Origin of the sequence: Lysinibacillus sp. CD3-6 (genome assembly GCF_006351725.2) — a bacterium.
Classification (GTDB): domain Bacteria; phylum Bacillota; class Bacilli; order Bacillales_A; family Planococcaceae; genus Lysinibacillus.
Genome location: NZ_CP085880.1, coordinates 3,404,050 through 3,419,131 on the forward strand (window position 1 = coordinate 3,404,050; position 15,082 = coordinate 3,419,131).

Below are 15,082 nucleotides of genomic sequence, written 5' to 3' on the forward strand. Positions count from 1 at the left end.
TTCATTTTTTCGAGGTTTAGTTCCCTCACTCGTAAAACCTATGTGCGTTCTATCTCCATTATAATGGGGACGCTATAGTCACTGCTACTTATCGGCTCTACTATAATGAAGTTAAAATTTAGCATCGTGTAAAAAGTTAAACAACAATACTATGTATAAGTAAATTAACTAAAGTGGCCACCAAAAGTATAACAGTTAGTAAAAATCAGACTTACTTTTTGTCGTCCTTGACCTTGAGAGGTTGGGCCCCTTTAGCCTAAACTAAAAAGCTATGTGTGATAAAACAAGGCACGGTTTAGCGCCGTACCTTGTCATCTTAATTTTTCTATCTAGTTACGTAAAAAATCTTATTCAGTAATTTTAGCGTTTTCTACTAAAAGTTCAACTGTTTTTTGGATTTTAATGTCATTTTCAAGAACAGCAGTACCGCCTAGAGCGCCAGTAATTTGTTCTTTTGTCATATTGAATTGAGAAGCCATTTTTTCTAATTCAGCATCAATATCAGCTTCAGAAGCTTCAATTTTTTCTGCATCAGCGATTGCTTCAAGCGTTAATGAAACACGCACACGGCTTTCAGCTTCTTCTTTCATTTGACCACGTAAATCTTCTTCTGATTGACCAGAGAATTGGTAGTAAAGGTCTAAGTTCATACCTTGTGTTTGTAAGCGTTGGCCAAACTCTTGTAGCATACGATCTGTTTCAGAGTTAACCATGCCAGCTGGTACTTCGAATTCCGCATTTTCAGCAGCTTTTTCTACTAATTCATCACGAAGTGTAGCATCTGATTCTGCTTGTTTTTGAGAAGCAGTTTGTTCTTTAATTTTTGCACGTAATGCTTCTACGCCTTCTACTTCTGGATCTAATTCTTTTGCAAACTCATCGTTTAGCTCAGGAAGAACTTTTGTTTTTACTTCTTTCACAGTTACTTTGAAAGTAGCTTCTTTACCAGCTAATTCAGCAGCGTGATATTCTTCTGGGAAAGTTACAACAACGTCTTTCTCTTCACCAGCTTTTACACCTACTAATTGCTCTTCAAATCCAGGAATGAATGAACCTGAACCGATTTCTAATGGGTAGTCTTCGCCTTTTCCGCCTTCGAAAGCTTCTTCGCCAACGAAACCTTCAAAGTCAATTACCGCTGTATCGCCTTCTACGATAGCTTCATCTTCTTTAATTTCAAGTTCAGCTTTACGTGCTAATTGTTCTTGGATTTGCGCTTCAACTTCTTCGTCTGTTACTTCAACTGGAAGTTTCGTAACTTCTAAGCCTTTGTAGTCGCCAAGTTTTGGTTCTGGTTTCACTGTTACTTGAGCTGTGAATGAGAAGTCTTGACCATGCACAAAGTTTTCTGTACCAGAAATTTCTGGGTAATCAACTGGCATAATACCAGCTTCATCGATTGCTTTAGCATAAGAATCTGGAACAATGATTTCTAATGCATCTTGGTATAAAGATTCGATTCCAAAACGTTGTTCAAACATTTTACGAGGCATTTTACCTTTACGGAAACCTGGTACGTTAATTTGTTTTACAACTTTTTTGAATGCTTGTTCCATTGCTGCATCTACTTCTGTAGCTGGTACTTCAATTGTAAGAGTACCGATATTTCCTTCTTGTTTTTCCCATTTTGCTGACATGTATAAATACCTCCAAAATAATCTAGTTTCAATTACGCATAACGTAATCGTGTCCGGATTTCGATTTCTCGATAATTTTTGTAAATCCGCAACTTGTGTCAAAGACTTAGCATTTCTGCTGAATAGTATATATCTTTGACATTCATCCACCCACTTTGTCAAATAAGGGATTTCAGTTGAATCAAGTTTAAATGTTAGACAATTTATTCGTAACTACGATTTTGACAACCATTTTAGTATATCATAGATGCGCATAGTTTCAACTTATTTCATACTTCATGGAGTTCTGTTAGTTTTTCTAACATTTGTAAAAAGTCGATGATTTCATAGTCCATTTCCTGCACCTTACCGAGCATTACTTTAACAAAATCAATATAACTATAAGCAATATCATCGGCTGCAAACGGGTGCCATTCAAATGGATACGTAACGATTGCATGCTTTGCCATTAAATATTGTACCATTTCCAATGTCGATGGGTCTTGTTCTAATTCGGATTCTATAATTTTTTTTATTTCACCATATTGCTGTAATTGATTCGGTAACGCTAAATCAATTGGATTAATAATTTTTGTCTGCTCAAATTTAGTAACATCCACTTCGATTGAAACTTCTTGCTCTACTAGCAAAATGAGTGCAAGACTTTGCACAAATGGATGAATATCCGAACATTCTATAATAGCCTTTAACGACTTTTTCAACTGTCTTACATTCGTATCCATCAGTCGATGTAATCGCAACGACTGTTCACTCGGTGTCAGATCAATAAATTTTTCTAATTCATATTCTTGTGTTTCTATCAGATCTTGTACATCTTCTCGTTGTTGAAGCTTTTTAGCGACTTCACTATTTATACTTTTTAAGCGTTCAAATTTTTCTAGCTGCGCTTCAGGCAGTACTTTTTCTTCTATCAACGTATTTATTATAGACTCAACTTGATGATATTCCTTTAACTGCATGCAAATTGTAATGTATAGTTCCATCACTTCAACATACATAGAGGTGCCCATAGCAAGCAATTGCTCACATATTTCCTTAGCTTTCACATAAAGCTTCAGCTCATATAATGCATATGCATAGGCACTTAAAGCTTTTTCATCTCCATTATCATATAAAAACGCCTTTTCAAAACATGCGACCGCCTCTTCATATTGATATTTCTCCGCATACATATGTCCTTCACGAATTAACGTTTGGGTTGCGCCTGGAAAAACAACAATATTGTCATGTTTAATAACATGGCGCTTTTGCTTTGACATTTTTCTCACCTCTTTAGTTCACTATTTCCTAATTGTTTATTTTTAACAAAAATAATTGAATTTATATTCATATTTTGTAATGAATTGAATTATAATTAATAATACCTAACATAATTTACATTATTATCAAAATATTCCGCAATCATATAGTCATTGTTAGCTAGACGAAAACAAGTTGTTCACAAGGAGTGTAATACATGCCATTAATGGATACAATCATTGAATTCGATAGTCGCATCTCCCCTGCTTTCGAGGCACTATCAATTAAAGTTATATCAATTACAACAGCACATGGTCCGTTACAAGATTATTCAATTGACTTCGAATTTTTCACGCGAACAAAAATTAATACGTTTTCGAAAGAAGCAACAACCCATATTTCGAGTATTTATGGAACTATACCCGGATCCATCTCAATTGGGCATCATCAGGAGTCACTTTATATTATTCCCCAAAGTGTTCACATTGAATGCAACTATAAGCTTCTTGATATTGATACAAAAGATATGGAACGCATTTTACAACATCCTAACCCAACACTTTATTATAGTGAGTGGCTTTTAGATGCCATCAAAAATGCGAGTATTCTCGTTGAATTAAAAACGAATCAAAACTCCTATATCGAATGGCCACTTGGCATAAAGTCCGCTGTTATATTATAGGAAGCTAAACAAAACTCTTTATGTAACACATGCTTATAAAATTGACTAACAAATAAACTATTTTTGTCTCAGACATACTTAATTAAGTATGTCTTTTTATTGTGAATCAAAAACCATTCCCTCATTCGTTGCGCTTTTATCATATCAGCTTTCTATTGATTACGGTATTGCAATTGACAAAGTAACCATTAAAAAATTCACTTCTGACAAATTTCTTTAGTAAAGAAGGTATAATGAAAAAATAGATTTATTATTGGAGGCAACTAACATGGATATAAAAGAAGCATTACAAACATTTTCTTCAATGACACCTACTGAAAAACAAGCTTTTTTTGAAAAAGAAGGTGATTGGCTATTGAAGGAAATGTTAACACATATCGGTTCTATTGATGAGCAGCTACGTGACCATTTGATCTATCGAACATTTATCGACCTGCTTAGTGATAACTTACTAAGTTCACAGCAGCTCCAATATTTGTTCGATACGGCAACAGGTGACGATTTCTTATATGCAAACATTGGGGAACAAACGGGAGATAGTGTATTTACTCGTTCCTTTTCAGCGTTACTTGTTGCTAGCATTCTTGCAAAAGATAGCGAGCTCCTTATTTTAAATGATACAAGCTTGGACACTTTCTTTAAAAAAATTGGTCGCTATTTATTACTTGAGAAGGATACAAGAGGACATGTTGAAGGCAAAGGTTGGGCACATAGCATTGCACATGGGGCTGATTTAGCCGCCATGACAATTAAACATCCTAAATTTGACTTGCAACATGCACCTTCCATCTTACATGCATTGAAATTAGCAACTTGGAAAGATGTTGTCTATGTTAACGATGAGGAAGAACGCTTTGTCAATATTATTGAAGCATTATTAGCAAGGGACTATTCTGAAGAAGCCTTAACGGAATGGGTCGAGCAAACTTTTGATAAATTCGAAATACATTTAGTAACACAAGGCTATAACGAAAGCTTTTTTAGCGGCCGTACTTGCACTTTAAATACGATGAAAACATTGTACTTCGCTTTAAAAATGAATAATCTAGCACCTAAACTTCAAAATACACTTTATATTCAAGTAGCAAAGTGGCTGAAGCTCGGTTCTTAACTAATGAAAGAACATCCAATTCACATCGGATGTTCTTTTGTTTATACGAAACCAATATTGGTATACTAATTTCTGTTAAATTTTGAAAGCGCTTAATTATGTTAACATAATTTTATCATTGTTCCAGTATCCTCTCTCTAATCATTCCTTACATTGAAAATTTATCCTTTATTCTTTGAAAAACCGTCTTTTTATATACTCCTTTTTTAAAAAAAACGCAACTAAAAAGAATCGAAAACAGAGGTAGGTCAAGGATTTTATTACAAATCATCGTCTAAAATGTGAAATAGAATTTTTCACAAAAAAAACATTTACTTAGTTAAATACGATAAACTCAGTATTTTCAACGTTTATACAGTGTTAAATTAACAAAACCTAAAAATACCAATAGTGAAATAGCTTTTTTTGTTCAAAAAATGTTCATATTCAACCCCATTTCATTATCATATTTATAATTAATTATTTTTTTTTTAGTGAAGCGGGCGTATAATCCTATATGCAAACAAAGACATGATGCGACCATCGACATTGAAATTTTGTCCAATTTATGGTGCATTAATCATCATGTATGTGAACGCTTGCACCAGACCAATCAAATACTAGACATTATGCTTCATATCGAACCATGCCATTGTCATTGTAAATGCAACTGTACTTGATTGGTACAACAGATAAAAGAGGTGACCTCAATACCCACTATTTATAAATGTGAATCAATACTACTACACATTAAATTTATGAATAGCCGTTTTATAGAAAGGAGTCAAACATGAATAAAAAATTAAGCTTAATGTTTTTAGCATTTGGTGCTATTGCAATCCTGTCTGGTTGTGAACCATTAACAGTTTTCAATCCAAAAGGACCGAATGCTCAAACATTATCAAACACAATTATTTTATCCATTATTACAATGGCAGTTATTTTACTAGTCGTGTATGTGCTTTTTGCGTTTATGCTAACAAAATACCGCGCATCTAAAGCATCTGCCGATTATGAGCCACCTCATGAAGAAGGTAGTCACGTACTTGAAATTACGTGGACAGTTATTCCTATTATTATCGTAGCATTCCTAGCAATTGTTACTGTTAAAACAACTAGTACGGTAGAAACAACACCAGAAGGTTATGACAATAAAGAACCACTTGTTATTTATGCAGCATCTTCAAACTGGAAATGGCATTTTAGCTATCCAGAAGAGGGTATTGAAACTGTGAACTATGTAAACATTCCAACTGATCGTCCTATTGAATTCAAATTGTATTCATTCGGACCAATCACAAGTTTCTGGATTCCACAGTTAGCTGGTCAAAAATATGCAATGAGTGACATGTTAACAACTATTCACCTTGCAGCAGATGAAGTTGGCTCTTTCATGGGTCGTAACTCTAACTTTAACGGTCGTGGATTTGCGGAAATGGAATTTGAAGCTCAATCTATGACTCAAGCAGACTTCGAGCAATGGGTTAAGGACGTAAAAGCGAACGAAAAACCATTAACTGAAGAGAAATTCAAAGAATTATTAGCAGCTGAACATGTAGGTCGTTCAAGCTACTCATCTACTCACTTAGATTTCAGCCCAGCACCAATGGCACATGGTGATATGGATATGGGGGGTATGGATCATAGCGACATGGATATGTCTGATGAAGACATGAACCATGAAGATATGGACCATTCAACTGATGCCGATTCAACACATTCACACTAATTTTCAAATTTGAAAGGAGCGCATCCTATGAGTATGGAAGAATTATTCCATCCACTGCAAGAACCGATGATTTTAGCGGCAGCTATCAGTATCGTAGTTGGTGCAGTTGTTGTCGTAGCAGGCCTTACTTATTTTAAAAAATGGGGCTACTTCTATAAAAACTGGCTATCAACAGTCGATCATAAAAAGATCGGTATTATGTATATCGCCGTAGCACTATTAATGCTATTCCGCGGTGGTATCGACGCACTTTTAATGCGTGCACAAACAGCCGTTCCTGATAACGGACTTCTTGATGCACAACATTATAACGAGATTTTCACTACACATGGTTTAATCATGATTTTATTTATGGCGATGCCGTTTGTTATCGGTTTAATGAACATTGTTATTCCATTACAAATTGGGGCACGTGACGTAGCATTCCCTCGTTTGAATGCAGTCAGCTTCTGGGCATTTGCAGCAGGTTGTGGCTTGCTGAACCTATCATTCATTATTGGTGGTTCACCAGATGCAGGTTGGACAGCTTACTTCCCATTAGCAAGTACTGATTTTAGTCCAACTGTAGGGAACAACTACTATTCATTAGCACTACAATTATCAGGTATTGGTACGTTATTGACGGGTGTGAACTTCATCACAACGATCTTTAAAATGCGTGCTCCTGGTATGACATTAATGAAAATGCCAATGTTCTCTTGGTCAATTTTAATTACAAACGTTATTATCGTATTTGCGTTCCCAGTATTAACTGTAGCACTTGCTTTAATGATGTTAGACCGTCAATTCGGTACAAAATTCTTTGCAATGACAGACGGCGGTATGGATATGCTTTGGGCCAACCTATTCTGGGTTTGGGGACATCCTGAGGTTTACATCGTTATCCTACCAGCGTTCGGTATTTTCTCAGAAGTTATTGCAACATTTGCACGTAAAAACTTATACGGTTACAAATCAATGGTAATGAGTATGGTTGTCATTTCATTACTATCATTCTTAGTTTGGGCCCACCACTTCTATACAATGGGTCACGGCGTTATGGTAAACAGTGTATTCTCTATTACTACAATGGCGATTGCTGTTCCAACTGGGGTTAAGATGTTTAACTGGTTGCTCACAATGAGGCACGGTAAGATTCAATTCACTACCCCAATGCTTTATGCGCTTGCATTTATTCCAATCTTCACAATTGGTGGGGTTACAGGTGTAATGCTAGCAATGGCAAGTGCTGACTATCAATATCATAATACGATGTTCTTAGTTGCCCACTTCCACTATGTATTAATTCCAGGTACAGTATTTGGTGTACTTGCAGGTTACCATTTCTGGTGGCCAAAAATGTTCGGTTTCCGTTTAAATGAGAAATTAGGGAAAGCTGGTTTCTGGTTCATCGCTATCAGCTTTAACGTAACATTCTTCCCTCTATTCATTTTAGGTTTAGATGGTTATGCACGTCGTATGTACACTTACTCAGCTTCAACTGGTTACGGTCCATTAAACATGCTATCGTTCATCGGTGCACTTGGACTTGCAGTAGGCTTTGCGTTAATCTGCTATAACATTTACTACAGCTGGAAACATATGCCTCGTAACGAGAAAGCAGATGTTTGGGATGGTCGTTCATTAGAATGGGCTACACATTCTCCAGTTCCTGAATACAACTTTGCAGTAGTACCAAACGTGTCACGTTTAGACGAGTTCTGGTTCGCGAAAAAAGAAGGTCGCGATATTACTGCTGGTAAAATTGAAAAAATCCACATGCCTAACAACACAGGTACTCCTTTCTGGACAAGTGGATTCTTATTCCTTGCAGCATTCTTCGCTGTATTTAGTCTATGGCCTCTAGCCATCATCAGCATGCTTGTTGTATTTGGCTTCATGGCTCATCGTTCATTTGAAGATGATCATGGTCGTTACATTTCAGTGGAAGAAATTATGGAAACTGAAAAAAGTTTGAGAGGTGATAAATAATATGAAAATCGATTCTTCACTTCCATTAGAATATAGTACAGAGGAAAACCGCTTAAAGATTTTTGGTTTCTGGATCTTCCTTGGCGCCGAAATCATGTTATTCGCTACACTCTTTGCTGTCTATTTCACGCTACACAATCGTACAGGTAGCGGCCCAGACGGTGCTGAGATTTTCGAGTTAACACCAGTATTACTAGAAACATTTTTACTTCTAGCAAGTAGTTTTACAATCGGTCTTGGCGTACACGCTATGCGTCTTGGCAACAAAAAAGCAATGATGACATTTTTCATCATTACACTTATCTTAGGTCTTGGCTTCTTAGGTATTGAGATTGATGAGTTCGTCACTTATGTTCATGAAGGTGCAACAATTACAACAAGTGCATTTTTATCTTCATTAATGACTTTACTTGGTACGCACGGTGCCCACGTAACATTTGGTTTCTTCTGGGGTGTTGCAATTTTAATCCAAGTAGCAAGACGTGGCTTAAACCCACAAACGGCTAACAAAGCGTTTATTTTCTCACTGTACTGGCATTTCCTAGACGTTGTTTGGATTTTCATCTTCAGCTTCGTCTACTTGAAAGGACTGATTAGCTAATGAAGGAACTATTCCCAAAACAACACGTGATGGGCTTCGGCTTCTCACTATTACTAACAGTTATCGCTTTAGCAGTTGTGAAATTTGATATGTCTTACAATATGGCATTTGCTATCCTATTAGTAACTGCACTTGCACAAGCAACTGTTCAATTAGTATTATTCATGCACATCGGTGAATCTGAAGATAAAAAAACATTATATACAACAATTTTATATTCAGTATTCGTAGCTGCTGTGACAGTCCTTGGTACATTATTTGCAATGATCTGGGGTTACTAATCAAAAGAGCCGAGAAAATGATTTCATTTTCTCGGTCTTTTTTATTTGAATCTAGCAAAAAACCAACCTTCGAAATTTCGAAGATTGGCTTCCGAGTTCCAAAATTAATTGTCACTAGCTTTGTTAAGATGATTATTTTTTAAATTAGCGAACAATCAATACATCACATGATGCTAATCGGACGATTCGTTCTGCTACTGAACCAAGTACCATCTTTTCTATTTGATTTAACCCCGTTGCACCACATACAAGTAAATCTACAGTTGGAAGTTGTGTAAGAATACTTTTCGGCGAACCAGTTTCTACATTAGCTAATGCTTCCGTTACACCTGCTGCTTGAGCTTCTATTCTTAACTTCTCTATTCTGGTAAAATTCTCTTCTTTTAATTTCTCAGCATACTTCAAGTCATATGCCGTAACAGCTCCGAACGACTTCGTGTCAATGACATTCACTAATTGTAATGTTGCCCCATACTCAATTGCCAATTTTATAGCTCGATCATAGGCTTTTAATGACTGTTTTGAAAAATCTATAGCTACTGCGATTGTCTTATAATTCATAGCTATCTTTCCCCCCTCATCTTTTCCAACCAATTCAACGTTTTCAAAATCATTATATCATAATGGTATTCGATATAGTTTATCGTCATTATTTAGTGGATTCCCACGTCCATCTGTATTATTGCTTACAAAATAAAGATATTGCTCGTCCACGAAAACATCTCGAATTCTCCCCAGCCCTGCTATCATTTCCCTTTGGCTGTTCGTTTTAAGATCAAATTCCCAAACAGCCGCTCCTCTTAACGCAGCAACGTACAATTTATTGTCATAATAATCGATGCCCGAAGGAGCCCACGTGTTGCTACTTCCTGATGTAAACAACGGTGACATCATTTTTTGTCGAGTCTCAATCCCTTCAATGATCGGCCAACCATAGTTTTGTCCTGCATCTATTTTGTTTATTTCATCATTGGCGCTATTGCCATGCTCACTTGCGAATAATGTGCCGTCTAACGACCACGTCAGTCCCTGCGGATTGCGATGTCCATAACTATAAACAAATGAATTTGGGAATGGATTATCAGAAGGAATCGTTCCATCTAAATTAATTCGTAAAATTTTCCCTTCTAATACAGACAGGTCTTGCGCTACAGAAGGTTGCAACGCATCCCCCACTGTTGCATAAAGCTTACCATCCGGCCCAATTTTAAGTCTCCCTCCATGATGAAAGGTACCACTTACTATTTCATCAATGAGCAAATGCTCTTCATTCCAAACATTCTCTTCTTGTCGAAGTGTCACCATCCGATTAAACTGCTTATTTCCATTGACATACGTATAATAAGCATACGCAAGTTTTGAATCAGAAAAATCAGGAGCAAGTACAAACCCTAATAATCCTGCTTCAGCGGCTGTCGCTAGTTCCTTTTTCAATTTGACATGTTGTCTCTCTATTTCTCCTTCTTTAATTTTTACAATATACCCAGCTCTCTCCGTAACGTAAAACATATTTTTATATTTTTCGATAGCCCATGGTATGTTTAAATTATCAGCGATTACTTCTATGTTCTTATTGCTTTCTAGATTATCTGTAACATTCTCCTGCTTATGCATTGTAGGCTTTTGTTGTGAACTTGAGGAACAGCCAGACGCCAAAATCATTATTAAAAACAAAAAAATAATTCTTTTCTTCAATTGCTAACCCTCTTTCTTAAAGTTATTTCGTCGACTTGCAAATTCTTATGTTAATCGTACATGATATATTTACTTCCTAATTAAATACCAATAAACTATTATGTACATATTTAACCAAAAAATGATATAAAAAGGAGAGCATTATGGAAGAAGTAAAAGTTGTCTATGCATTCATTAAAAACCTCAATCATCAAATTTTAATGGTTCATAATCACGAAGGTCATTGGTCGCTTCCTGGAGGAAAAGTTGAAGCAGGTGAAACACTATTTGAAGCAGCAATCCGCGAGGTTAAAGAAGAAACAGGCTATATTGTTGAAATAGGGAAGTTACTTTCAGTTAATGAGGCAAAATTTACGGGTCGGAATCATCATGCTTTGTTTTTCACTTTTGAAGCGCAAATAGTAGAAGGTGAGGAGGAAATAACATTACCTGATGAAATTTCACTCATTGAGTGGGCACCTAGCGATCTTGCCAGCATTAGAATGCCGTATTATATAGGTGGTGTGGATAATCTCTATCAAAATCACGCTCTTTATTACTATGAAGGAACAAAATAGCAAAGATTTTTCAGCTGCAGGCTTCTTGTGTTTTAAACATAATAAAAGCCACTACTTATTAAAAGTGTGACTACGTAATAATATGGGTGCGAAGGCTAGTGAAAATAAGGAAGAACTTTATCAGCCACTACCTTTTCACCAGCTTGTATCCATTTGCTTTTGTCATGTATATGACCATCATTATCAAGCGGTGTTTGGAATTGACTAGCCCCTGTCGCATCAAGCAATGAGCCTTCATCATAATCTAATCCCACGTTTATAACATGTTTAATAACAAAAGGGTTTTGAAAGCGGATTTGTGCATCATAAAAATCTAGTTCACCCTGTGTCACGATAAAAGGTACACGTAAATAAATTGTTTCGCCCCCCTCGCTCGATAAAATTGTATCAAAGCTCCCTTTGTGATACTCCCAATTGCCTCCAATTGTAAAACCATGTCTTTCGATTTGATCACGTAAATAACCAAAGGTAATTTCTTTACCGACAATATTAGATTCAATTTGTAACAATTGTATGCCCTCCCTTACTTTTGATTTCAGTCTATCCTAAAGAGAGGAAATACAAACAAATATATTCGGCATGATGTGAAATACTTTGTCATAAGTCATTTTAATTTTAGAAATATCCTGAGGCTCATTTTAAGCCACCTCCCATGCTTTCTATTACCTTTTTACCCGATGTTAGATAAAAGTGTCCTATAGTTATTAAAAATTTACATACGGGCTTGTAAACGACTTAAAAAGAAAAGTTCTTTATTATATAAATTAAACCGACAAAAAAACTGTAGGCACACTCAAATTTGAGTTTGCCTACAGTTAGATATCGTTCGTTTAATTAAAAATTAAAGTTTTACGATGTTTGTAGCTTGAGGTCCACGTTGGCCTTCTTCTACTGAGAATTCAACTTTTTGACCTTCGTCAAGTGATTTGAAACCTTCACCTTGGATTGCTGAGAAGTGAGCGAATACGTCGTTTCCGCCTTCTACTTCGATGAAACCGAAACCTTTTTCTGCGTTAAACCATTTTACTGTACCTTGTTGTGTCATTTAAATGACCTCCATTAATTGTATTTAATAATATCCGATTTCCTCAAAAGAAAAAAATTCACATATTACAAAAAGTACCGAACAAAACACGATTACTCTTTGTAACATGTGAATTATTGTTTCTTTGCAAACGATGTTATTGAATTCATTATATAATATAAAATCTCATTTGTCTAGCACTTATATAAAAAACTTCTTCGACTCCGCATAGTATGAAAAAAACCCCATACAAATTTTTTATATGGGGCATGTAAATCTCTGTTATTCCTCGTTAAACCATAGCTGATCTTGATTATCTACATCGCCATTATAATTGATTAAAATTTCTTCCCCAGCTTTAATATCCTTATAAGCAAAGAAATCGAATGTTTGGTTTCTAAAATTAATCTCATATGTTGCATTCGGTTCATAAGAATGATTAAACAGCATGCCATAGCCAAGAAGGATAGCAGATTGTCCTATTCCATATTCAAAAGCATAATCCCCAAGCAATGTTTGCTCGATGTATTGATGCTGTTCATTTGGATAAGAAATGACTGGAGCTTCATGCAAAAGCGCTCCTTTTTGGATATCGCATGTAGCAAATACCCCTCTATTGAATTCTCCATCGCTTAATGGAGATGTTTTAATTTCTATCATGTTTTGTCTCCTACTCACTTTTAAAATATACTTTCTAACTGTACCATTAATTTGGTCAATGAGCGCATCTTTTTGTTTTTTTTGAACAATTTTTTCAATTTAAATACATAAAATAGACATTTCGTACAATAAAAATAGCTGAAACATAAAAAAATTGTGCAGCATTTCTATTGAAAGGCGCTGCACAGTATCTTAATTTTTATCTTTATTTTTTAATAAATGATTGATAATACCTATGATTATCATTAAACCAATAAAAGTACCCGTACGGTCTTGTTCAATGGAAAAAAATGTTGGAAGGACATATAAATTAAATATAAAGATTAATGTAGCTAGTATCAATAAAAATCGATATATCATTTATTGTCTTCACACCTTACTGTCTCCAAGATCCTCTACAAGCTCGTTCCAACATAATTAAACATTGGTAAGAAAGTGGAAAGCAATAGATTTAATGATAACAAAATACATATTTTTTGTTTCATATAAAAAATCCCTCCCATAAAATACTTGTAAATATTATAAATTCTCATTCCGAATATTTCAATTTTTTTGCTAATTCAACTTTTTACTATAAGAGCGTTTTCGTTCAATCAGAAACACTTCTTTTAAAACAATGACTTTCCTAATAGACCACGCTACGATTGAATCCAATAATCGTAACGACCCTTTACTAAACCTTTCGCAATAATGTAGTCACCTGCGATTACAACATTTTTAAATGTTTCATAGCTACCTCTAATATTTAAATCCCTTTGGTCATAAATTTTTGTGACCATTTGCGGTTGGCCGTTGACATAAATTGTATCATTTACTTTTAGCGGGAACTGAATCGCAATATTATGATTGTGTAGTTCGCTTTCTAAATGATACATTAGCTTCTTATTTACAAGCGTGTAGCTTAGTTCACCTTCTATTTGTTTGCCACCGCTAATTTCGTCGTCATTTACAAGTTGCATATGTCCTTGCCAACGATTACTAGTAATCGGTGAAAACTCGGCTAAATAGTAATCTGGTGCTGTTTCTGATAAGGAAACCTTTTTCGTTGCATCAAATAATAAGCTCGACGGTTCGGTTAAAGTTTGCAGTTCCTTATCAACGATTGGCGTCTTTGATAAAGCACTAGCAGGGAGATATCCATATATTTTATTTGATGACACATATGCACGACCATCTGCTGTTGTGAAATAGACTGCAACCGATATACCAGGTTTTAATGACTGACTTTGCCACCCAGGACGAACCGATAAATCAACGATCTGTTTTACATATTGGGTTGTGCCTTCAGGTAAATTCGAAACAAAGTCTTGAGGTACAAATCCCCATATATAATCGATTGTCGTATCAGTTCTTGGATTGTATTCTACTTTGACATAATCACCACTTAGCTCGACCACTTTAAAAACAGCCCCATAGGGTGTATGCATAATAGTTTTTGCTGAACTATTCGGGGCTTCTTTAATAGAAACGCCTTTTGCTGAATTAGCAAAAATGGGTGTTCCTACAGTAAACTTCCCCCCAGATACTTGTTGTTGAATAGCTAACGGCACTTCCTTGTAAATAACTAAATCCGTTGCTTGTACACGATAGCCACCACTCATGTTATATACTTTGCCAACAGTCGAATACTCATGGCCATAAACGCGATAAAACTCTCCTTTTTTTACAATAAGCGAAACAAACGTACCGTCAGCATTTTTTTTATATATTTTCACGTCATTAGAAAATGTTAATTTACCCGTTTGTCCTTTTGTAATCTCCGCTCCATCCCATATTACTTTTGCTTCAGTAATTGATTGGAAGCTTATACACATAATGAAAGTAATTAAAACAATCCACTTTTTCTTCACTTCTACCGCTCCTTCTAAACTATCTTTAGTTATTAAAAAGCAAAGGCTTCCTCAGTAAGAGAAAGC

The 15,082-nt window shown here is 35.5% G+C and carries 15 protein-coding genes; 7 read left to right on the forward strand and 8 right to left on the reverse strand.

The window, feature by feature from the left end:
• Window positions 1-347: 347 nt before the first annotated feature.
• Window positions 348-1,637 carry a trigger factor gene (gene tig, locus FH508_RS16915; protein WP_172772231.1) on the reverse strand — a complete coding sequence of 430 codons (1,290 nt, stop codon included), beginning with the start codon at window positions 1,635-1,637 and terminating at the stop codon, window positions 348-350.
• A 269-nt stretch (window positions 1,638-1,906) separates the two neighbouring features.
• The gene (locus FH508_RS16920; RefSeq protein ID WP_172772232.1) at window positions 1,907-2,896 is read right to left on the reverse strand and encodes a CDC27 family protein; all 990 of its coding nucleotides are present in this window, start codon (window positions 2,894-2,896) and stop codon (window positions 1,907-1,909) included.
• A gap of 197 nt (window positions 2,897-3,093) precedes the next feature.
• On the opposite strand from FH508_RS16920, the gene FH508_RS16925 reads away from it, so the two are divergent.
• The 6 genes from FH508_RS16925 to qoxD all read left to right on the forward strand — a co-directional run bounded on the left by FH508_RS16925 (window position 3,094) and on the right by qoxD (window position 9,230).
• On the forward strand, window positions 3,094-3,558 hold the full coding sequence (locus FH508_RS16925; RefSeq protein ID WP_172772233.1) for a hypothetical protein: 465 nt from the start codon (window positions 3,094-3,096) through the stop codon (window positions 3,556-3,558).
• 268 nt (window positions 3,559-3,826) lie between these two features.
• Entirely contained in the window at window positions 3,827-4,669 is an 843-nt protein-coding gene (locus tag FH508_RS16930; RefSeq protein ID WP_172772234.1) for a DUF2785 domain-containing protein, read from the forward strand.
• A 769-nt stretch (window positions 4,670-5,438) separates the two neighbouring features.
• On the forward strand, window positions 5,439-6,377 hold the full coding sequence (gene qoxA / locus FH508_RS16935; RefSeq protein WP_172772235.1) for a cytochrome aa3 quinol oxidase subunit II: 939 nt from the start codon (window positions 5,439-5,441) through the stop codon (window positions 6,375-6,377).
• A 27-nt stretch (window positions 6,378-6,404) separates the two neighbouring features.
• Window positions 6,405-8,348 (forward strand): cytochrome aa3 quinol oxidase subunit I, encoded by a 1,944-nt coding sequence (gene qoxB, locus FH508_RS16940; protein ID WP_172772236.1) that lies wholly within the window; start codon window positions 6,405-6,407, stop codon window positions 8,346-8,348.
• A gap of 1 nt (window position 8,349) precedes the next feature.
• A complete protein-coding gene (qoxC, locus tag FH508_RS16945) occupies window positions 8,350-8,949 on the forward strand; it encodes a cytochrome aa3 quinol oxidase subunit III (protein ID WP_172772237.1) in 600 nt (199 codons plus the stop codon).
• Window positions 8,949-9,230: a cytochrome aa3 quinol oxidase subunit IV gene (qoxD, locus tag FH508_RS16950; RefSeq protein ID WP_172772238.1), complete on the forward strand. Its 282-nt coding sequence runs from the start codon at window positions 8,949-8,951 to the stop codon at window positions 9,228-9,230. The genes qoxC and qoxD overlap by 1 nt, the downstream gene beginning before the upstream one ends.
• A 144-nt stretch (window positions 9,231-9,374) precedes the next feature.
• On the opposite strand, the gene FH508_RS16955 is transcribed toward qoxD, so the two are convergent.
• Both FH508_RS16955 and FH508_RS16960 read right to left on the reverse strand, forming a co-directional pair.
• Window positions 9,375-9,791, reverse strand: a complete 417-nt coding sequence (locus FH508_RS16955) for a universal stress protein (RefSeq protein ID WP_172772239.1) — start codon at window positions 9,789-9,791, stop codon at window positions 9,375-9,377.
• Between the two features lie 57 nt (window positions 9,792-9,848).
• Window positions 9,849-10,925 carry a PQQ-dependent sugar dehydrogenase gene (locus FH508_RS16960; protein WP_228134127.1) on the reverse strand — a complete coding sequence of 359 codons (1,077 nt, stop codon included), beginning with the start codon at window positions 10,923-10,925 and terminating at the stop codon, window positions 9,849-9,851.
• 143 nt (window positions 10,926-11,068) lie between these two features.
• Here FH508_RS16960 and FH508_RS16965 point away from each other — a divergent pair, with 143 nt between their 5' ends.
• Entirely contained in the window at window positions 11,069-11,482 is a 414-nt protein-coding gene (locus FH508_RS16965; RefSeq protein ID WP_172772240.1) for an NUDIX hydrolase, read from the forward strand.
• Window positions 11,483-11,577: 95 nt separating this feature from the next.
• On the opposite strand, the gene FH508_RS16970 is transcribed toward FH508_RS16965, so the two are convergent.
• The 4 genes from FH508_RS16970 to FH508_RS16985 all read right to left on the reverse strand — a co-directional run bounded on the left by FH508_RS16970 (window position 11,578) and on the right by FH508_RS16985 (window position 15,016).
• Window positions 11,578-11,991, reverse strand: coding sequence for a YugN family protein (locus FH508_RS16970; RefSeq protein WP_172772241.1), 414 nt, complete (start codon window positions 11,989-11,991; stop codon window positions 11,578-11,580).
• Between the two features lie 332 nt (window positions 11,992-12,323).
• Entirely contained in the window at window positions 12,324-12,527 is a 204-nt protein-coding gene (locus tag FH508_RS16975) for a cold-shock protein (RefSeq protein WP_172772242.1), read from the reverse strand.
• Between the two features lie 261 nt (window positions 12,528-12,788).
• Window positions 12,789-13,166 (reverse strand): SET domain-containing protein, encoded by a 378-nt coding sequence (locus tag FH508_RS16980; protein ID WP_172772243.1) that lies wholly within the window; start codon window positions 13,164-13,166, stop codon window positions 12,789-12,791.
• 638 nt (window positions 13,167-13,804) lie between these two features.
• Window positions 13,805-15,016, reverse strand: a complete 1,212-nt coding sequence (locus FH508_RS16985; protein WP_172772244.1) for a hypothetical protein — start codon at window positions 15,014-15,016, stop codon at window positions 13,805-13,807.
• Between the last annotated feature and the right edge of the window lie 66 nt (window positions 15,017-15,082).